This is a genomic window from Massilia sp. Se16.2.3, assembly GCF_014171595.1.
Taxonomy (GTDB): Bacteria; Pseudomonadota; Gammaproteobacteria; order Burkholderiales; family Burkholderiaceae_D; genus Telluria.
Genome location: NZ_CP050451.1, coordinates 3,502,627 through 3,522,171, shown reverse-complemented (window position 1 = coordinate 3,522,171; position 19,545 = coordinate 3,502,627). Strand labels below are relative to the sequence as shown.

15 protein-coding genes and 2 pseudogenes are annotated in these 19,545 nt (G+C 66.3%); 9 read left to right on the top strand and 8 right to left on the bottom strand.

The genetic code is table 11. The features are described 5' to 3' along the window. The first annotated feature begins 19 nt into the window (after nt 1-19). On the top strand, nt 20-1,474 hold the full coding sequence (locus G4G31_RS16045; RefSeq protein ID WP_182988496.1) for a YsnF/AvaK domain-containing protein: 1,455 nt from the start codon (nt 20-22) through the stop codon (nt 1,472-1,474). Nucleotides 1,475-1,619: 145 nt separating this feature from the next. Here the strand turns inward: G4G31_RS16045 and G4G31_RS16040 are convergent, their stop codons facing one another. The 3 genes from G4G31_RS16040 to G4G31_RS16030 form a co-directional block, all read right to left on the bottom strand. Beyond that, nucleotides 1,620-4,481 (bottom strand): pitrilysin family protein, encoded by a 2,862-nt coding sequence (locus G4G31_RS16040; RefSeq protein WP_182988495.1) that lies wholly within the window; start codon nt 4,479-4,481, stop codon nt 1,620-1,622. A 115-nt stretch (nt 4,482-4,596) separates the two neighbouring features. Beyond that, on the bottom strand, nt 4,597-5,511 hold the full coding sequence (locus G4G31_RS16035; RefSeq protein ID WP_182991809.1) for a sensor domain-containing diguanylate cyclase: 915 nt from the start codon (nt 5,509-5,511) through the stop codon (nt 4,597-4,599). Nucleotides 5,512-5,774: 263 nt separating this feature from the next. Then, nucleotides 5,775-6,728: a sensor histidine kinase gene (locus G4G31_RS16030; protein WP_182988494.1), complete on the bottom strand. Its 954-nt coding sequence runs from the start codon at nt 6,726-6,728 to the stop codon at nt 5,775-5,777. A gap of 186 nt (nt 6,729-6,914) precedes the next feature. Between G4G31_RS16030 and queE the strand changes: the two genes are divergently transcribed. From queE to ldcA, 5 genes and pseudogenes are all read left to right on the top strand, one after another. Then, complete coding sequence (gene queE / locus G4G31_RS16025) at nt 6,915-7,550, top strand: 7-carboxy-7-deazaguanine synthase (protein ID WP_182988493.1); 636 nt, start codon at nt 6,915-6,917, stop codon at nt 7,548-7,550. Nucleotides 7,551-7,572: 22 nt separating this feature from the next. Next, a complete protein-coding gene (gene queD, locus G4G31_RS16020) occupies nt 7,573-8,019 on the top strand; it encodes a 6-carboxytetrahydropterin synthase QueD (RefSeq protein WP_182988492.1) in 447 nt (148 codons plus the stop codon). A gap of 46 nt (nt 8,020-8,065) precedes the next feature. Beyond that, nucleotides 8,066-8,576: pseudogene (gene tadA, locus G4G31_RS16015) on the top strand (tRNA adenosine(34) deaminase TadA). Nucleotides 8,577-8,704: 128 nt separating this feature from the next. Beyond that, on the top strand, nt 8,705-9,544 hold the full coding sequence (locus G4G31_RS16010; RefSeq protein ID WP_229425040.1) for an alpha/beta fold hydrolase: 840 nt from the start codon (nt 8,705-8,707) through the stop codon (nt 9,542-9,544). Nucleotides 9,545-9,626: 82 nt separating this feature from the next. Next, nucleotides 9,627-10,544, top strand: a complete 918-nt coding sequence (gene ldcA / locus G4G31_RS16005; protein ID WP_182988491.1) for a muramoyltetrapeptide carboxypeptidase — start codon at nt 9,627-9,629, stop codon at nt 10,542-10,544. 14 nt (nt 10,545-10,558) lie between these two features. On the opposite strand, the gene G4G31_RS16000 is transcribed toward ldcA, so the two are convergent. After that, entirely contained in the window at nt 10,559-11,707 is a 1,149-nt protein-coding gene (locus tag G4G31_RS16000) for an acyltransferase (RefSeq protein WP_182988490.1), read from the bottom strand. A 166-nt stretch (nt 11,708-11,873) separates the two neighbouring features. Here G4G31_RS16000 and G4G31_RS15995 point away from each other — a divergent pair, with 166 nt between their 5' ends. The 3 genes from G4G31_RS15995 (at nt 11,874) to nadC (ending at nt 15,623) form a co-directional block, all read left to right on the top strand. Continuing rightward, nucleotides 11,874-13,475 carry an ABC-F family ATPase gene (locus tag G4G31_RS15995; RefSeq protein WP_182988489.1) on the top strand — a complete coding sequence of 534 codons (1,602 nt, stop codon included), beginning with the start codon at nt 11,874-11,876 and terminating at the stop codon, nt 13,473-13,475. 139 nt (nt 13,476-13,614) lie between these two features. Next, on the top strand, nt 13,615-14,748 hold the full coding sequence (gene nadA, locus G4G31_RS15990) for a quinolinate synthase NadA (protein ID WP_182988488.1): 1,134 nt from the start codon (nt 13,615-13,617) through the stop codon (nt 14,746-14,748). Continuing rightward, nucleotides 14,745-15,623: a carboxylating nicotinate-nucleotide diphosphorylase gene (gene nadC / locus G4G31_RS15985; protein WP_182988487.1), complete on the top strand. Its 879-nt coding sequence runs from the start codon at nt 14,745-14,747 to the stop codon at nt 15,621-15,623. Before nadA ends, nadC begins: the two co-directional genes overlap by 4 nt. A gap of 117 nt (nt 15,624-15,740) precedes the next feature. Here nadC and G4G31_RS15980 read toward each other — a convergent pair. From G4G31_RS15980 to G4G31_RS15965, 4 genes and pseudogenes are all read right to left on the bottom strand, one after another. After that, nucleotides 15,741-16,561, bottom strand: a pseudogene (locus G4G31_RS15980) (alpha/beta fold hydrolase). 237 nt (nt 16,562-16,798) lie between these two features. Continuing rightward, the gene (locus G4G31_RS15975; RefSeq protein WP_182988486.1) at nt 16,799-17,692 is read right to left on the bottom strand and encodes an NAD-dependent protein deacetylase; all 894 of its coding nucleotides are present in this window, start codon (nt 17,690-17,692) and stop codon (nt 16,799-16,801) included. Between the two features lie 180 nt (nt 17,693-17,872). Continuing rightward, nucleotides 17,873-18,709 (bottom strand): hypothetical protein, encoded by an 837-nt coding sequence (locus tag G4G31_RS15970; RefSeq protein WP_182988485.1) that lies wholly within the window; start codon nt 18,707-18,709, stop codon nt 17,873-17,875. Further along, nucleotides 18,706-19,467, bottom strand: coding sequence for a hypothetical protein (locus tag G4G31_RS15965; protein WP_182988484.1), 762 nt, complete (start codon nt 19,465-19,467; stop codon nt 18,706-18,708). The genes G4G31_RS15970 and G4G31_RS15965 overlap by 4 nt, the downstream gene beginning before the upstream one ends. Nucleotides 19,468-19,545 lie beyond the last annotated feature (78 nt).

Below are 19,545 nucleotides of genomic sequence, written 5' to 3'. Positions count from 1 at the left end.
TGTATCTGGAGGAATGATCATGCAACATACTCTGATAGCTGTCTTCGATAACCACAACGACGCCACCAACGCCCAGAACGAATTGCTGTCCTCGGGCTTCTCGAGCGCCGATGTGCGCCTCTCGCATGGGAACGAGAGCACGAATGCACCTTCGCTCACCGGTTCGGGCACCGATTCCAGCCTGGGGTCCTCGACCGACGCCGCCGGCACCGAGCCGGGCATCGGCGCCAGCATCAAGAACTTCTTCAGCGATATCTTCGGTACCGATAACAGCGAACACAGCACCAAGTACTCGACCGCCGTCGAGCGCGGCAACCACGTGCTGACCGTGAACACCGACAGCGAGCCGGAAGTCGAGCGCGCCGCCGACATCGTCGAGCGCTACGGCCCGATCGACATCGACGAGCAGTCGGAAAAATGGGCAAGCGGCGCAGGCATGGGCACCGGCATGAGTTCGGGCGCCATGATGGGCGGCGCAGGCTCGAGCATGGGTGGCCAGTCGATGTCGCTGCAGTCCGACACCGACCGCCTGCCGCTGAACCAGCAGTCGCTCAACGATCCGAATCCGATGGGCACCACCTACCAGGAGCCGCTCGGATCGCGCGACGAACTGAGCGTGGGCAGCTACGGCTCGGGCAGCGGCAACCTGCAGCAGAACACCACGGGCACCTCGGCCGGCATGGGCGGACGTACCGAGGCCGCATCGTCGCTGTCGAGCTCTTCGCTGACCGGTTCCTCGCTGGAAGGCTCGGCATCCTCGTCCGGCAGCCTGCAGGGCTCGTCGACCCTCGGTTCGCAGCAGCGCGACACCGCCACGATGCGCGATACCGCCGCCATTCCGGTAGTGGAAGAGCAGCTGAAAGTGGGCAAGCGTGAAGTCCAGCGCGGCGGCGTGCGCATCTACTCGCGCATCGTCGAAACCCCGGTCAACGAAAGCATCGGCCTGCGCGAAGAGCACGTGAACGTCGAGCGCCGTCCGGTCAACGAACCGATCAGCGGCCTGGATGCCACCGCCTTCAAGGAGCAGTCGATCGAGATGCGCGAAACGGCCGAGGAAGCCGTCGTGCAGAAATCGGCGCGCGTGGTCGAGGAAGTGACGATCAACAAGGAAGTCACCCAGCGCGAACAGCAGATCCACGACACGGTGCGCCACACCGAAGTGGAAGTCGAGCAGCTCGGCGGCGCGCAGTCGAGCATGATGGGCGACGACGAGTACTACCGCAACCACTTCACCAGCACCTACGGCAGCACCGGCGGCAAGTACGACGACTACGCCCCGGCCTACAGCTATGGCACGCAGATGCGCCAGAGCGAACTGTACCGTAACCGCCCCTGGGACGACGTCGAGCCCGAACTGCGCAGCAGCTGGGAATCGCGCAATGCCGGCAGCACTGGCAGCACCGGCGGCGTCGGCGGTACCTGGGACAGCATGAAGGCCGCCGTGCGTCACGGCTGGGACAAGATGACCAAGTAAGCGCACTTGCATGAGCCGGCGATGTTTGCCGGCCGCGCAATGACAACGGGCGCCCTCGGGCGCCCGTTCTACTGTCAAGCCGCAACGCCGGGAAATCCGGACGCTGCGTGCTTCGCGGGTGCCGCGCTTGCGGCGTTCGCGTCCCTCACTCGGCGAAGGCTTGCGCCGCCGGCGTGATCCTGATGTTCTCCGCCTTGATACCCAGCTTCATGTTGCCGATCATAGCGTCCTCGTCGAGTACGGCCTGCGGCTTGGCCGCGTCGTACTTGATCGGCGAGAAGGCATCCGTTACCAGCGCTTCCCGCAAAGCCGCCGCATCCCTGGTGATCATCACGACCGACAGCTTGCGCGCCGACAGGTGCTTCCTGATCGCGGCATTGACATCGGCCGCGGTCAGCTTCGACAGCCCGTCGCGCATCATTTTCGTGAATTCCGGCGTGCCGTACCACTGCGAATCGAGGGCGTAGCCGAGGCGCTGGTCCTGGGTCGCGGTCATCACGAAGACGTTCTTCATCAGGTAGCCGCGGGTCGTCTCGAAGTCCTGCTCGCTGATGCCGCCGTCGACCATCTTGCCCAGTTCAGACAGCGCGAGACGCAGGGCGAAATGGGCGTTCTGCGGTGCCACCGGACGGATCCAGACTTCGAACAGCTGCGCCTTGCGGCCCAGGTTCGGGCTCGGGAAGAAGCCGTTCATCCCGCGCGGGAAGGCCTCGATGTAAGCATAGTCGCCGTAGTTCAGGCCGCGCAGTTCGCGGATGCGCTGGTACAGGCGCGCACTCGACGCACGGTGCTCGCCCAGCCAGGTCTTGGCCAGCCACAGGGCCGGGAAGTCGGGATGGGAACGGGTCACCTCGATCGGCAGGCCGAACGAGATCGCGGTCGCACGCGTGTTCTTCTCGATGATTTCCACTTCCAGTCCGTTCGGCTTGCGCGCTTGCGGCACGCCCGTCGCCGCCAGGCCCGGCCCGGTCGGCAGGCGCGCGAGCGCCGCTTTCAAGGAAGCGGTCATCGCGTCGCTGACGTCGCCCGAGATACCGACCTTGAGCGCGCCCGTGGTGTAGGCCTGGCGGTAGAAGGCCTTGACGTCGTCGAGCGTGATCGATTCGATGCCCTTGACGGTGCCGAGGACGGGATGCGCATAGCCGGTACCGACGAACACATTCGCCTGCAGGCGCTCCTTGGCGAACTCTTCCTCGTTGTTGTCCTTGAGGTCGAGCAGCAGGGCGTTCTTCTGCCCGTCTTTCACGCGGCGGAAGTCCTCTTCCCGAAAGCCCGGCTCGAGCAGCATTGGCAGCGCGATGTCCAGGAATTCATCCCATTTGTCCTTGTGGATCGAGCCGGTGAAGGTCGTCATTTCCTTGTCGACCTGGTCGCTGAAGCCGCCCGCAAGCGGGAACAGGACCTTGTCGATCTCGTCGAGCTTGCGCTCGCGCGAGCCTCCTTCGGAAACCATCGACGCCGTCAGCGCGGCCAGGCCTTCCTTGCCTTTCGGGTCGTGCGCGGAACCAGCGGCAAAGAGCAGCTTGAAGCGCACCAGCGGCAGCGCCGACTTCTGCACCAGCATGTCGATGTTCGCGCTGGCTGCCTGCGGCGCCAGGCTGGCGACCTTCGGCAGGGTCTCGATCCCGCTAGGGAGCGCGCCATTTGCCAGCGTCGTGACGATCATGCTGTCGTCGACCAGGTACTTGCGCGCGGCCGCCTGCAGGTCGGCTGGGGTCAGGCTGTCGACCAGGCGGTAGTAGCGGTTCAGGGTGCCGTAGGAACGCTCGAAATGGACGTAGGAGGCCAGGGTCGAGGCGATCTGTTCGGTGTTGTCGAGCGAGCGGATCAGGCCATACTTGTTGGCCGACTTGGCGTCAGCCAGTTGCTGTTTCGAGACCGGCGTGTCGCGCAGCCTGGCGACCGCCTGCAGGATGGCATCGCGCACGTAGAGCGCGTCCGCCGGGTTCTTCACACGCGCACCGATGGTCGCCAGGTTCGGATCGACCCGGGTCGGCGCGTAGTTGAACAGCTGGTCGACTTTCTGTTCGTCCTGCACCAGGCGCTTGTACAGGGGCGAAGTATGGCCGAAGGCCAGCGACAGCGCCATCGACAGCGCCGCCTGGTCCTTCTGCCTGTCGGAGAAGGCGGGGGCACGGAAGCCCACTGTCACCAGCGGCAGGGTCGGCGTCGGCCATGGCACGTGGCGGTACTGGGCGCCGCGCGCGGCAGGTTCAAGCGGCACCGGCGCCTTGTAACTGCCCTTTTGCCAGCCGGCCCAGTACTTTTCGACCAGCGCGATGGCGCGTTTCGGGTCGACGTCGCCGGCCACGATGACCGTGGTGCGCTCCGGCCGGTACCAGCGGTCGAAGAACACCTTCGAGTACTCGTACTGGTTGGGCATGTCCTCGATGTCCTTCAGGAAGCCCATCGTCGTGTGCTTGTAGGTGTGGGTCGTAAACGCCGCGTCGCGCTGGACCTCGAACAGCTTCTGCATCGGGTTCGCGCTGTTCTTGTTGTACTCGCCGAGGACGGCGCGCGACTCGGTCTTGAAGGCCTCGACCGGATAGTCCAGGTGCTGGAAGCGGTCGGCCTCGACCTTGAGCACCGTCTCCAGGTCTTCCTTGGCGAAGGTGGTGTAGTAATTGGTGAGGTCGTCGCTGGTGTAGGCGTTCTGTCGCGCGCCCGACTTCGTGATGATTTCCTGGTATTTCTCGGGCGGGTAGGCTTTCGTCCCGCGGAACATCATGTGCTCGAAGAAGTGGGCAAAGCCCGACTTGCCGGGCTCGACTTCGTTGCGCGAACCGGTCTGCACCGGAATCGTCACCGACACCAGATTGGGAAAGCCGGTCGGAACGACGATGACCTTCAGTCCGTTTGCCAGGGTTTTCTCGGTCGCCTTGAATGGCAACACGTCGCTGCTGGAAGCGGACGCGGCGGACGCAGCCTGGCGCGGGGCGGCGGTCGCCGGGAGGGCCAGGATCGGCGCGGACAGCGCGAGGAGCGCCGTCGGGATGAGTTTGGACACACTGTCTCCTTGGGAAAAATTCTAGCGCGAAGCATAAGATATTCCCCAGGGAATGAACAGCGCGGAAATGTAGGTACTTTCGGACGCAGCGGCCCGGCTGACGGCAGGCCGGCCGTCAGCCCTCCGCGGACGGCAGGCTGATGCGGTTGCGGCCGAGATGCTTGGCCCGGTACAGGGCGGCATCGGCAATGGCGACGAGTTCGCTCGCGTTGTTGTCCGGGCCGGCAATGGCGGTGGCGGCGCCGATCGACACCGTCACCCGCTTCGCCGGCGCCAGGCCATTCGGCAGCTCCAGGCTTTCCACGCGACGGCGGATGCGTTCGGCGACGATGGCGGCGCCCTTGAGCGACTGGTTCGGCAGGATCACGGCGAATTCCTCGCCGCCGTAGCGGGCCACGAGGTCGTTGGCACGCATTTCGCTGGCCACGGCGGTGGCGATGCGTTTCAGGCATTCGTCGCCGCCGAGGTGGCCGTTGGCGTCGTTATAGGCCTTGAAGTTGTCGACGTCGACCATCAGCAGCGACAGCGGCTGGCACTGGCGCAGCGCGCGCGTCCACTCGGCGGCAAGCGTGTCGTCGAAGCAGCGCCGGTTCGCCAGGCCGGTCAGGCCATCGCGGGTGGCCAGCTTTTCGAGGGCGATCTGCGCCATCTTTTCGTCGGTGAGGTCGCGCAGGCTCTCGATGACGGCCTTCAGGTGGCCGTGCTCGTCGAAGATGGGGCTGGCGTCGACGCCGAGATAGCGGCGCTTGCCGACGCGCGGCATGTCGCACCAGGTCTCTACCGACAAGTGGCCGCAGGCCGGCTGCGGCTTGCCATGGCGCGGATACATGTGGCGGATCTCGTCGGTGCGGTTCTGGATGACCAGGTCGGCCAGCGTCGGGCGCGGCTCCTCGTAGAAACTGTGCCAGTGGTTGTCGGTCCCGATGATTTCGCCCGCCGGCACACCCGTCAGGCGCGCGCAGGCGCGGTTCCAGATCAGGACCTGGCCCTGGCTGTCGAGCACGAAGACGGGAATGGCGAGCATTTCCATCAGCTGGTGGGCAAAGCCGAGGCTGGCACCCATGCCGGCCAGCGGCGCCGTGACCGAGGCGGCGAGTTCGCGCATCCCGGCCGCGCCCGTGCTGGCGGCAGGGGCATCCGGCACCGGATGGGAGGAACACTGCGTGCTTGTGCTGGTCATCGAGGGGCCTTTACTATCCGTGGAGCAATCTATTGATTGCTGACAAGGCCCGATTCTGCAACCGCGAGGGGTGCTCGCTATTGATTTGCAGCAAACGTCACAGGATTGACTTCTCAGCCGGCTACCAGCCCACGGGGCGCTGGAAGGCTGAGCAGCAGGGCATTTCCCGCACCCGGAGTGTTGCTCATACGCAGCTGTCCGCCCAGCGCGTCGATCCGCTCGCGCAGGCTCTCGATTCCGCAACCGCAAGCCATGCTGCGGCCGTCGGGCGCCACGACGCCGTTGTCGTCCAGTCGCAGGCTGAGGCGCTCGCCGCCGCGGCCGAGGCAAACGTGCACTTCGGTGGCACTGGCCTGGCGGGCGACGTCGGCGAGCGCTTCCTGCAGTACGCGGTAGAGCAGGGCGTCTTCATCGGGCCCCGTGCCCGGCGCACCGACGGGCAGGGGCGCCGCGTCGAAATAATGGGCGATACCGCTGTTGTCGGTGAACTCGGCCAGCAGCCGTGCCAGCGCCGCGTCCAGGCCTTCGCCCGGGGGCAGGGGGCGCAATTGGCTGACGACCGCGCGCAGGGAGCGCAGTGCCAGGTCGAGGGTGACGATCATCGCCGTGCTCTTCTGGTGCACGGCAGGATGGATGCCGTTGCTCGAGACCTGCAGCAGCGACAGTTCGATGCGCAGGGACAGCAGCATCTGGCCGAGTTCGTCCCGGATCTCGTGCGCAATGCGGCCGCGCTCGCCGTCGCGCGCGTTTTCCTGCTGGCGCACCACCCGCGAGAGTACGGCCTGGGTTTCGGCGAGCATGTTTTCGAGCTGCTGGCGCGCCGTGCTTTCGCGCGCGAGGCGCGTGCCGATCTCGCGTGCGCAGTCGTCGGCGTCGATCACCCGGCGCAGTAACAGGCAGACTGCGCCGCCGGCGCCGAGCAGCGACAGGATCGTCGCCAGCATGCCCAGGCCGGGGGCGCCGGCACCGCCTTCGGGAGCCATCGCGCCGAGAGCGCCGAGCATGCAGGCAAGCAGGATCGCGAGCGCCAGGATGCTGCCGGTAGTGCGGGCCAGTGCGGTCGTCATGTCGCTCCTTCTTACGGATATAAGAAATTTCCTCCAGTAAAGTTAGCCCAGGACCAAGGGGGGGTTCTTGTTGGGAGTCAACAACTATGCCGCGTGGCAATTGCTAGGAATGGCGGCCCGCGACCAGCCACGGGTCGGCAAGGTGGTGCAGGGCGGTTATAATGGAAGGTTGACGAGAGGCTTACCGTGACCTATAGCATCAAAGAGATCTTCTACACCTTGCAGGGCGAAGGCGCCCATGCCGGACGGCCGGCGGTGTTTTGCCGCTTTTCCGGCTGCAACCTGTGGAGCGGACGCGAGGCCGACCGCGCCACCTCGGTCTGCCAGTTCTGCGACACCGATTTCGTCGGCACCGACGGCGAGCGTGGCGGCAAGTTCCGCGACGCGGCCAGCCTGGCGGCGGAGATCAATGGCCTGTGGCCGGCAAGCTACGCCGCGAGCAAGTACGTCGTCTTCACCGGCGGCGAGCCACTGCTGCAGCTCGACGCCGCCCTGATCGAGGCCATGCATGCGCACGGCTTCACGATCGCCATCGAAACCAACGGCACCCTGCCGGTGCCGGCCGGCGTCGACTGGATCTGCGTCAGCCCGAAGATGGGCTCGAAGCTGGTGGTCGAGAAGGGCAACGAAATCAAGGTCGTGATTCCGCAGGCGCTGCAGGACCTGTCCCATTACGAGCACCTCGACTTCGAGAACTTTTTCGTGCAGCCGATGGATGGTCCGCTGGCCGCGCACAACACGCGCCTGGCGATCGAAACCTGCCGCAACAACCCGAAATGGAAGCTCAGCCTCCAGACCCACAAACTGCTCCAGATTCCCTGAGCAGCAATTTCCAATTACGCAGATGTTGACCATTACCCGCAAACTCGAATTCGATGCCGGCCACCGGATTCCCGACCACAAAAGCCAGTGCCGCAACCTGCACGGGCACCGCTACACCCTGGAGATCACCCTGGTCGGCGCCGTCATCGAAGCCGAGGGCAACTCGGACAACGGCATGATCATGGACTTTTCCGATATCAAGGCGCTCGCCAAGGAGCACCTGGTCGACGTCTGGGATCACGCCTTCCTCGTCTACGAGAAGGACGACAAGGTGCGCGAATTCCTCGCCAGCCTGCCCGGCCACAAGACCGTCGTCATCGACCGCATCCCGACGGTGGAGAACCTGGCGCGCGTCGCTTTCGGCATCCTGAAAGCGGCCTACACCGACCGCTTCGGCACCGGCCTGCACCTGCACAAGCTGGTGCTGCACGAAACGCCGAACTGCTGGGCCGAAATCACGGATGACTGAGACGATGCCGGGTCAGTTCCCCGAGCTGGCGCCCGTGGCGGACGACATGGGCACGGCGGCTGGCGCCACGGCCGCCACGCCAGAGGACGAACACTTCATGCGCCTGGCGCTGGCCCAGGCCGAACTGGCGCGGGCGGCCGGCGAAGTGCCGGTGGGAGCGGTCGTCGTCAAGGACGGCGAAGTCATCGCCACCGGCTTCAACCAGCCGATCGGCCGCCACGACCCGACGGCGCATGCCGAAATCGTCGCCCTGCGCGCCGCCGCCGAAAAAAGCTCGGCAACTACCGCCTGCCGGGCTGCGCCCTGTACGTGACGCTGGAACCCTGCGCGATGTGCTCGGGCGCGATGATGCATGCACGATTGCAGCGCGTCGTGTTCGCGGCGCGCGACCCGAAGACCGGTGTCTGCGGCTCGGTGCTCGACCTGTTCGCGCACACCGTGCTGAACCACCATGCCGAAGTGAGCGGCGGCGTACTGGCCGAGGAAGCCAGCAGCATGCTCAAGGGCTTTTTTTTGCCGAGCGCCGGCAGGCTGCCCGCCGAAGCGTGGCCGGCTAGCCGCACGCACGCCGGGGCGGCGCCGCAGACGCTGCGAAAATGCTATGCTGGCCTTCACCGTACAGGAGGCCTCTCTTGCCGTACCCATCCACACATCGATGCCGCCCCGCGCAGCCGGTCCAGTCGCCATGCCGACCCTGACCGCCAACGGACTCCGCATCGCCTTCGACACCGCCGGAGACGCCAAGTCGACGCCGGTGTTGCTGCTGCACGGCCTCGGCATGCAATTGACCAGCTGGCCCGACGAATTCGTCGAAGGACTGGTGGAGCTCGGTTTCTATGTCATCCGCTTCGATCACCGCGACTGCGGCCTGTCGACCAAGTTCGACCGTGCCGGCAAGCCCAACCTGTGGTGGAGCTGGCTCAAATCGCGCCTGAAGCTCCCGCTGCGCCCGGCCTACCGCCTCGAAGACCTGGCCGAGGACGCGCTCGGCGTGCTTTCCGCGCTCGGCGTGGCCAAGGCCCACGTGGTCGGCGTCTCGATGGGCGGCATGGTCGCCCAGATCCTGGCCGCGCAGCACCCGCAGCGCGTGCTCAGCCTCACTTCCATCATGTCCAGCAGCGGCCGCCGGGGCCTGCCGGGCCCGAGCCATGCCGCGCGCCAGGCGCTGCTGCGGCGTCCCGCCAGCCCGAACGATATCGAGTCGCTCATCGACCAGGCGGTCGCCCTGCAGCAGGCCATCGGCAGCCCGGCCTATCCGACTCCGGAAAAGCACCTGCGACGGCGCGCGGCACGGGCCCTGCGGCGCAGCCATTGTCCGGCCGGGACCATGCGCCAGATGCTGGCGGTGGCCGCGGCAAGCGACCGCAGCGCCTTGCTGCAGTCGATTACGGTGCCGACCCCGGTCATCCACGGCGCCAGCGACCCCCTGGTGCCGCTGGCCTGCGGCGAGGACGTCGCGGCCCGGTGCCGGGAGCGCGTCTCGAGGTCATCGAAGGCATGGGGCACGACCTGCCAGCCCAGCTGAACGAACGCTTGCTTACCTTGATCGACTTCCATGCGCGGGGTAAGATGGCGCCGGACTCAACACCGCGCCTTTTCGTCAGACAGTGAGCACTTCCCCCCTTGGCGTCGCCATCGTCGCCCCCGCCGGTTATACGCCGGACCGGCTTGCCGTCGAGCGCGGCATTTCCCGTCTCGCCGCACGCGGCTGCCGCGTCTTCAATTATTACGATCCCGATGCGGTGCACGAGCGCTTCGGCGGCACCGACGCCGCGCGCCTGGAGCAGCTCTATGCCGCCAGCGACAATCCGGACGTCCAGCTCGTGCTGGCGGTACGCGGCGGCTACGGCCTGACCCGCCTGCTGCCCGCGCTCGACTTCGAGCGCCTGGCGGCCAGCGGCAAGATTTTCGTCGGCTATTCCGACATCACGGCGCTGCACATGGGCTTGATGGCGAAGGCGGGCGCGCCGAGCTACGCCGGGCCGCTGCTCGCGGGCGACTTCGGCGCGCCGGAGCCAGACGCCTTCACCATCGAGAGTTTCTGGCGCTGCCTGGCCGGGCCCACCCACCTGATCACCGAGCAGGCCCCGGGCAACCCGGTGCTCGATGCCAGCGGCCCGATCTGGGGCGGCAACCTGGCGATGCTGGCCTCGCTCATCGGCACGCCCTGGTTCCCGCGCGTCGACGGTGGCATCCTGTTTGTCGAGGACATCAGCGAGCACCCCTACCGGGTCGAGCGCATGCTGTTGCAGCTGCACCAGGCCGGCGTCCTGGCGCGCCAGCAGGCCGTGATCCTGGGCGACTTTTCCGGATACAGGCTGGGGCACCTGGACAATGGCTACGATTTCGACACCATGCTCGCCTATCTGCGGGAAGTGCTCCCCGTTCCCGTGCTGACCGGCTTGCGCTTCGGCCACGTGCCGCGCCGGGTGACGATTCCGTTCGGCGCGCAGGCGCGCCTGCGCAGCAACGAAGAGGGCTTCACGCTCCTGTTGAGCGATTACCCCACCTTGCGTTTTCCTTGAGCCGCGCGCCCAGCTCAGGCCAGCGGGCTGGCTTGCGCGTCATCGCTGCGGCGCGCCGAGGCGGACCAGCGCCGGTTGAGGTAGTCGCGGGCAGGCTGCTCGACCAGGTGGAAGGCGGCCACGCCAACGATTAGGGAAAGACCCAGGCCCGGGGCAGGATGCAGGCCTTCGTGGCGCACCAGCTGGTAGAAAGGTTGCTGCCACAGGTAGAGCGAGAACGACCAGGTGCCGAGCTGGCGCAAGGGCGGCCATTCGAGGACGCTGCGCAGGAAGGAAGGGGCGCGATCGAGTGCATTGACGGCCAGCGCGAACGCGCCGCAGCCGGCGAGCAGGTGCACCACGCGCGGCAGCGACCACCAGTGTGCCGCCAGGCCGAGCAGCATCAGGCCCGGGACAAGCATGGCGGGCAGCACCCGGGACGATGGACCGGGGCGGCCGCGGGCACCCAGCAACAGCAGCAGTCCTGAAGCGAAGATGCCGAAGGCAGCCACTTCCGAGTTGTCCCACAGGCCAGTCCAGCGCCCGGCGAACACGGTGGCGTACACGCAGGCGACCAGGACGATGGCGGCGGTCGCGATGCCGACGGCGCGGATGCCGCCCGCCAGCGTGGCGCGGCTGGCGATGGCGACGATCGACAGCAGCACGTAGGCGTGCTCTTCCACGCTGAGCGACCAGATATGGCCGAAGGGCATGGTCCAGGGCGTGCCGTTTGTCAGGTAATTGTTGGTGAAACTGGCGGCGGTGGCCAGCTCGAAGAGGTCGACGGGACGCCCGCAGGCAAGGTACACAGCGGTCACGACGGGCAGGTAGAAATAGACCGATGGGAAAATGCGGGCGATGCGGCGCCGGTAGAACAGCGGCAGCGGCGCCTTTTGCAGGAACAGGATGCGCGTCATCAGGAGGCCCGACAGCACGAAGAACAGATGCACGCCGACCAGGCCGAGGTTGATGCCCGGCACAGGGAAGAAGTGCCCGAGCAGCAGGCAGACGATGGCCAGGCCACGCCAGCCGTCGAGGGCGGGAACGTGGCGCGGCGCATGCGGGGCGGGCGGCGAAGGGGGCGGCGAAGGGGCGGTGTGGATGGCGTCAAGGCGGCAGGGACAGGAGTCACGAACACCGCCAGTGTAGGCAGGGCTTGTTTGAGTTTCTATTCGAAATTGCAATTTGTTACGAATTTGTTAAGCGGAGGCGACCCCGCCGGTTGCGCGGCGGCGCCGGCTAGGGCGGGCCCCGGGCAGAGGGCGATTCGCCTCCCGCCGCCAAGGCGTGCTGTATAATGCCCGCCATTCGATAAACCTCTGATTTCCTGGCCTAAACAGCCATTCCAGCATGCTATCTACAGCAAATATCACGATGCAATTCGGCGCCAAGCCGCTGTTCGAAAACATTTCCGTCAAGTTCGGCGAAGGAAATCGTTACGGCCTGATCGGCGCGAATGGCTGCGGCAAGTCGACCTTCATGAAGATCCTCGGTGGCGACCTCGAACCATCGGCAGGCAACGTCAGCCTCGACCCGGGCGAGCGCCTGGGTAAGCTGCGCCAGGACCAGTTCGCGTATGAAGACGTGCGCGTGCTCGACGTCGTCATGATGGGCCACACCGAGCTGTGGGAGGCGATCGCCCAGCGCGACGCCATCTACGCCAATCCGGAAGCGACCGACGACGACTACATGCGCGCCGCCGAGTTGGAAGGCAAGGTCGCGGAATACGACGGCTACTCGGCCGAAGCGCGCGCCGGCGAACTGCTGCTGGGCCTGGACATTGCCAGCGACCTGCACCAGGGCCCGATGAGCGCCGTGGCGCCAGGCTGGAAGCTGCGCGTGCTGCTGGCCCAGGCCCTGTTCTCGAATCCGGACATCCTGCTGCTCGACGAACCGACCAACAACCTCGACATCAACACGATCCGCTGGCTGGAAGACGTCCTGAACCAGCGCAACTCGACGATGATCATCATCTCGCACGATCGCCACTTCCTGAACCAGGTCTGCACCCACATCGCGGACATGGACTACGGCACCCTGAAGGTGTACCCGGGTTCCTACGACGACTACATGCTCGCCTCCACCCAGGCGCGCAACCAGCAGCTGGCAAATAATGCCAAGGCCAAGGAAAAGGTCGCCGAACTCCAGGACTTCGTGCGCCGCTTCTCGGCCAACAAGTCCAAGGCACGCCAGGCGACGTCGCGTGCCAAGCAGATCGAGAAGATCAAGATCGAGGAATTCAAGCCGTCCTCGCGCGCCTACCCGTTCGTGCGCTTCGAAGGCGAGAAGAAGCTGCACCGCCTGGCAGTCGAGACCGAGGGCCTGACGAAATCCTACGACCGTACGCTGTTCCGCAACTTCTCGATCATGGTCGAGGCGGGCGAGCGCATCGCGATCATCGGTGCCAACGGTGCCGGCAAGACCACGCTGCTGCGCTGCATCGGCGGCGAAGACATCACCGGCCTGTCGGCCGACCAGGGCCGCGTGAAGTGGGCCGAGAACGCCAATGTCGGCTACATGCCGCAGGATCCAACCGAAGAATTCCAGAAGGACGACGTGCTGACCGACTGGATGGGACGCTGGACCAAAGAGGGCGACGACGACCTGGCGGTGCGCTCGATCCTGGGCCGCCTGCTGTTCGGCGGCGACGAGGTCAAGAAGTCGGTGAAGGTGCTCTCCGGTGGTGAAAAGGGTCGCATGATGTACGGCAAGCTGATGCTGGGCCGCCACAACGTGCTGCTGCTGGACGAACCGACCAACCACATGGACATGGAATCGATCGAGTCGCTCAACATCGCGCTCGACAAATACGAAGGCACCCTGATCTTCGTCTCGCACGACCGCGAGTTCGTGTCCTCGCTGGCCACGCGCGTGCTCGAAGTGAAGCCGAACGAAGTCGTCGACTTCCGCGGCACCTACGAAGAGTACCTGACGAGCCAGGGCATCGCCTGATGTCGTCTGATTGTACGGGGCATCGCGCGGACAGTTCGCCGGCATGACCCCGTAGGGTGGGCGGGTCTCCCGCCCACGCGTTCAACCGGCTGCGGCACAAGCGCGCCGGTATTCCGCCATTAACGTGAATCGACAGCGCATGAACATCCTGCCCATCCAGACCTACGAATACGACCACCCGCAAGACGGCGCCGCCTGCACCGCGCGCGCCTGGGCCCGCATCCCCGAGCAACCGTCGCCCGACGAAAAGCTCGTCCTGAAAGAGCGCATCCGCCGCCTGCTGAAGGAAAAGGAAGCGGTCCTGGTCGCCCACTACTACGTCGATCCCGAACTGCAGGACCTGGCCGAGGAAACCGGCGGCTGCGTCTCCGACTCGCTGGAGATGGCCCGTTTCGGTCGCGACCATCCGGCCAGGACCCTGGTGGTGGCCGGCGTGCGCTTCATGGGCGAGACGGCGAAAATCCTCAGCCCCGAGAAAACCATCCTGATGCCGGACCTGGAAGCGACCTGTTCGCTCGACCTGGGCTGCCCGGCCGACGAATTCGCGGCCTTCTGCGACCAGCACCCGGACCGCACCGTCGTCGTCTACGCCAACACCAGCGCCGCCGTCAAGGCACGCGCCGACTGGATGGTGACCTCCTCGATTGGCCTCGATATCGTCAAGCACCTGCACGAAGAGGGCAAGAAGATCCTGTGGGCGCCGGACCGTCACCTCGGTTCCTGGATCCAGAAGCAGACCGGTGCCGACATGCTGCTGTGGCAGGGCTCCTGCCTCGTGCACGACGAGTTCAAGGGCATCGAACTCGACCTGCTCAAGGCCGAGTACCCGCATGCCAAGGTGCTGGTGCACCCCGAGTCCCCGGCCAACGTCGTGGCCCAGGCCGACGTGGTCGGCTCGACCACCCAGCTGATCAACGCCGCCGTCACGCTCGACGCCACCCACTTCATCGTCGCGACCGACAACGGCATCCTGCACAAGATGCGCGCGGCTGCCCCGGGCAAGCACTTCATCGAAGCGCCGACCGCCGGCAACAGCGCCACCTGCAAGAGCTGCGCGCATTGCCCGTGGATGGCGATGAACGGCCTGCGCAATCTGGCCGAGGTGCTCGAGTCTGGCGCCAACGAAGTGTTTGTCGACCCCGCCATCGGCCGCGAAGCCGTGCGCGCGATCGACCGCATGCTCGATTTCGCCGCCGCCAAGAAGGCAAAAGCGCTGCCGAGCGGCGCGCTCGAGCAGAACGCCAACCTGTATTCGAACGTGGGACCCGCATGACGACTCCGAAGAACCCTCACGCCGCTTTCGACGACAAGCTGCAAGCCGCTTTCGAGCAGAACATCCTGGCTGCGCTGCTGGAAGACGTCGGCAGCGGCGACCTGACCGGCAAGCTGGTACCGGAAGCGCCGCGCGCCAGGGCACGCGTGATCGTGCGCGAAGAAGCCGTGCTTTGCGGCGCGCCCTGGTTCGAGGGCGTGATGCTGGCGGTGGACCAGGACATCGAGATCGACTGGCAATATGCCGAGGGCGACCTGATGAGCGCCGATTCCGTGGTCTGCACGATCGAAGGTTCGCCACGCTCCCTGCTCACCGCCGAGCGCGCCGCGCTGAACTTCATGCAGCTGCTCTCGGGCGTGGCCAGCGCGACGCGCAAGTACGTCGACGTGATCGCGGGCACGCAGGCCGCGATTCTCGATACCCGCAAGACGCTGCCGGGCCTGCGCCTGGCGCAGAAGTACGCGGTGCGCGTTGGCGGCGGCAAGAACCAGCGCATGGCCTTGTATGACGGGATCCTGATCAAGGAAAACCATATCGCGGCGGCTGGCGGCGTGACCCAGGCGTTGGCGAATGCGACGGCGCTCAATGCGAGCCGGGCTGCCAGCGTCCCGGTGCAGATCGAGGTCGAAACGATCGCCCAGCTGGAGGAAGCGCTGGCGGCCGGGGTCAAGTCGGTCTTGCTCGACAACTTCAATCTGGACATGATGCGCGAGGCAGTCCGGGTGAATGCCGGGCGTGCGCTGCTGGAAGCGTCCGGCGGCATCAACATGGGTACCGTGCGGGCGATTGCCGAGACGGGTGTCGACCGGATCTCGATCGGCAGCCTGACGAAGGACGTGCGGGCGACGGATTATTCGTTGCGGATTGTCGGGTAACGCGGTTTTCCCGCGTGGGCACGGAGCACCCACCCTACCGTTGTGTCGTAGGGTGGGCGCCCCGTGCCCACGCCGTCAACGTCGACGCCTCGGCGGCCCGTCCATTCCACCTTGCTGTTACACGCCGCTTTCGCTGGCCCGTGCCGGGGCTTCCGCCCGTGGGCTGCGCAGCGCCGGCGGCTCGCCCACCTGGGCGGCGATCGCGTCGACCGCCGTCACCACCTGCTCGGGATGCGCGTAATGCACCATGTGCCCCACACCGGGCATCAGGTGCAGCTCGCTCGACTGCTCGCCTTCCCGCAGCGTTTCGTGCAAGCGCTCGGACTCGTTGCCCGGCCAGACGATCTTGTCCCGGGTCCCCGTGACGATCTGCACCGGCACCCGCAGGCGCCCGATGCGCTTCGATAGCGAGGCGGCCGCGGGCACCATCGGAACCGCTTCGGCCGCGGCGGCGCGCAGCTGGCCGGGCCGCAGTGCCATCCACGGGTCGAGGCGGCGGAAGCGCTCGGACACCGGCTGCGGCGAGAACACCCGCTTCGCTAGCAGCGGCCACAGCAGACGCCCGATGAGCGGCGACACCGTGTAGCGCATCAGGTCGCCAATAAGCGGAATCGCCGGCTGCGCCTGGACCGTCACGTCCAACCGCAGCGTCGGATAGTAATAGCCCGACAGCAGCACCAGGCCGCGGACCACGTCGGGCACCTGCAAGCCCATCGCCAGCGCGACCATCGTGCCCCAGGAGTGGCCAACCACGATCGCGGAATCGACGCCGATTTCCTGCAGCGCATGGTGCAGCAGGCGTGCCCGGCGTCGGGTGTCCAGACCGTGGAGCGCGGACGCGCGCTGTAGCCGTAGCCGGGGCGGTCGAAGGCGATCACCCGGTAGCGCTCGCTCAGCTGGCCGACCAGCCCGCTGTATTCGAAGTCGCTCGCATACACGCCGTTGCCGTGCAGGAGCACCAGCGCCGGGCCGCTGCCCCGTTCCGGGTAATGCAGGCGTACGCCGTCGACGTCGACGAACTTGCCGTGTGGCGGATTGTCGGTCTCGGCCTGTTTGGTCTTGCTGCGCACGTAGAGCCGAGGAAGCGGCCAGGCCGATGCCTGCCAGCAGCGCGGCGCGGGGCAAGCCGGAGCCGGCGCCACTGGAGGTGCGGCCGAATGAATCGCGTTGTATCGTCAAAGTATTCCCCTTTCCTTGATGAGGTCGATGGGAACCGGCGCCGCGTCGGCGCCCAGCAGGGTTGCCGCCGCGGGCAGCAGCCTTTCGGCCGATTCCTCGATTTTCAGGCTCAGCAGTTCGTCGGCACGGGTGATGCCGAGGTTCACGGCGGCGATGGGCTTGCCGGCGGCGCGTGCCATGCGGCAGAAGCGGAAACCGGAAAACACCATCAGCGACGAACCCACCACCAGCAGCGCATCGGCCGCCTCCATTTGCGCCACGGCGAGCGCTGTGCGTGCCGCCGGAACGTTGTCACCAAAAAAGACGACGTCCGGCATCAGGGTGCCGCCACAGTGATCGCACCGGGGCAGCTGGAAACCTTCGAGCGCGCCGGGTTCCAGCTGGGCGTCGCCGTCGGGCAAGGGCCTCGCCATCGCGCCGGCAAGCGCCGGGTTCGTCTCCACCAGCTGGGTCTGTACGAAGGCGCGCGGCATGCGGGCCCCGCAGTCGAGACAGATGACCGAGTGGATGTTGCCATGCAGCTCGAGCACGGCGTGGCTGCCGGCCTGCTGGTGCAAGCCGTCGACGTTCTGCGTCAGGAGCGAACCGATGCGTCCCGCCGCTTCCAGCGCAGCCAGCGCTGCGTGCCCGGCATTCGGGCAAGCCTTGGCCAGGGTCGGCCAGCCGACCATGCTGCGGGCCCAGTAGCGCCGCTGGACCGCTTGCGAGCGCCGGAATTCGGGTCCCTGGATCGGGAGCTTGCCGCGCCGTACGCCATCGCGATCGCGGTAGTCGGGAATGCCAGATGCCGTCGACAAACCCGCGCCGGTCAGCACGAGCGTTTTCGGATGGCGTTCGAGGAAATCGGCAAGTTGCACCGCCCCGTCGTGTTGCGTGAATCCTTCAGCCATCGTGTTCCATCCTCCATTCGGATGGGATCGTAGCATTCTTGCCGGGGCGGCCAACACACGATTCCGGGCGGTCATGCGGCGTCGGCGCTACCGGGGCTGGCCCGGCTGTCGGGCATGGGCGTAAAAAAGCCCGCTCGGGAGCGGGCTTTTCGGGGGAGGCGAGCAGCGATCAGCGGCGCATCACTCCGCCAGCAACTCCGGCACCATCTTGCCCGCGCCGATGCGGAAGATGCTGCCGCCGCCCGTCACGCACAGCTGTTCCTTGCCGCTGGCATCGCGCACCGTCCTCGTGCAGGTCGCCGGCGGTGCGGTCCAGGTCGCCTTCCATGATTTGGAGGAAGGGTCGTACTGCGTCAACTGCATGGCGGAGGTGAAGGCGCCGGTATCCCAGCGCGAGGCGTGGCCGGCCTCCAGGCTTTCCATCTGGATGTCGTTGACCGGATAGGGCGGGGTTTCCATGGCTTTCCACGAGTTGCCGGCATCAAGGGACACGCTCAGCTTCGAGAAACCGCCCTGCGCCTTGAAGGCGGTCAGGATCGCGCCGTTCTTCGCACTGCGCAGATGGGTCACGTCATGCGGTGCCGACACGGTTTTCCAGGTGCGCGCGCCCAGGTCGTAACGTTCGATGCTCGCCAGCGTATTGACCAGATAGTAATTGCCGGCCACGCTGGCTCCAAGCGAACCCATCTGGAACCAGTTCAGCTTTTTCGGCAAATCGATCTTGCGCAACAGTGTCGGTGCCATGGTCGACGGGTCGAGGACATACACCTGCAGGCTTTCGATCTCGGCCGTGCGTCCCGTCGCCGCTCCGGCAAACTTGCCGGTGAGGACGAAGTACCCATTGCCCGCAAAGTGAATGTTGATGACGTTTTCTTTTTTATCGAAGCCATGCACCCGGGACCAGGTCTGTCCCTTGTCGGCGCTGGCGAGCAGCACGCCGTCGTGGGTACCGGCCAGCACCCTCGGCCCGGCCGCTTCGACGGCGGTCAGCGGCGAGATGGTGCCCGTGTCGATCACGCGCCAGCTGCCGGCGGCGTCGCGGCGCCGAAGCTGGCCGAAGTTGCCGCCCGGTAGACTGCCCCCCCGGCGTCGGCGCTGGAACCGCCCATGACGGGCGCCGCCGACGGCAGATACAGCTTCGTGAATTCCTCGAGGCTCTTCGCGCTGCGCAGTTGCGTGCGTAGAGGCGTCCTGTTCGCGTAGTCGACGTGAGCCGCGATCGCCTGGACCAGCATGCCGCCAGCCGGCAGGTTGTTCGCCGTCGGTACGTGCTGGACCGGCGGTGGCGCCGTCGGCTTCCATTCGATCCGCTCGCCCAGGCCCAAGCCGTCGAAGGAGCGGGTTGCCGCATCGACCGCGGCGCTCAAGTCCTTGTGCCGCAGCGGCAGGAGCACCTGTTCATTGTCGCCAATGCCTGCCCATGCGATACCGCCCATGTCCGTCACGTGGCCGGCCTTGACCTCGACCGGTGTGTAGCTGTCCTTGTTTGACCCGCGCATTTGCACGATCTCGTACTGGCCCGGCGGCACCCACAGCCCGAGCACTTCGCTGTCCGTTGCCGTTGGCGCAAGGACGTACTCGGCGCCTCCGCCGACGGGACGCAGCGTGATCTCGGGTGCGCCGACGCCGAGCAGGCGCGGCAGCGCAACGGCGACGTAGCCGTGGGTTTGTCGCATCTGCGCGGCGGACTGCTGCACCGGCGCGGTGGTGCCGCATGCCGACATGGCGGCGGCGATGCTGAGGGTGAGGGCAAGTCTCGTGATCGTTTTTTTCATGATGTTGTGAGCGGATGTCAGGAGGGCGACGCCGGCAAGCGCGTCGTGGAGGCGGCGCCGGGCACGTGTACAACTTAC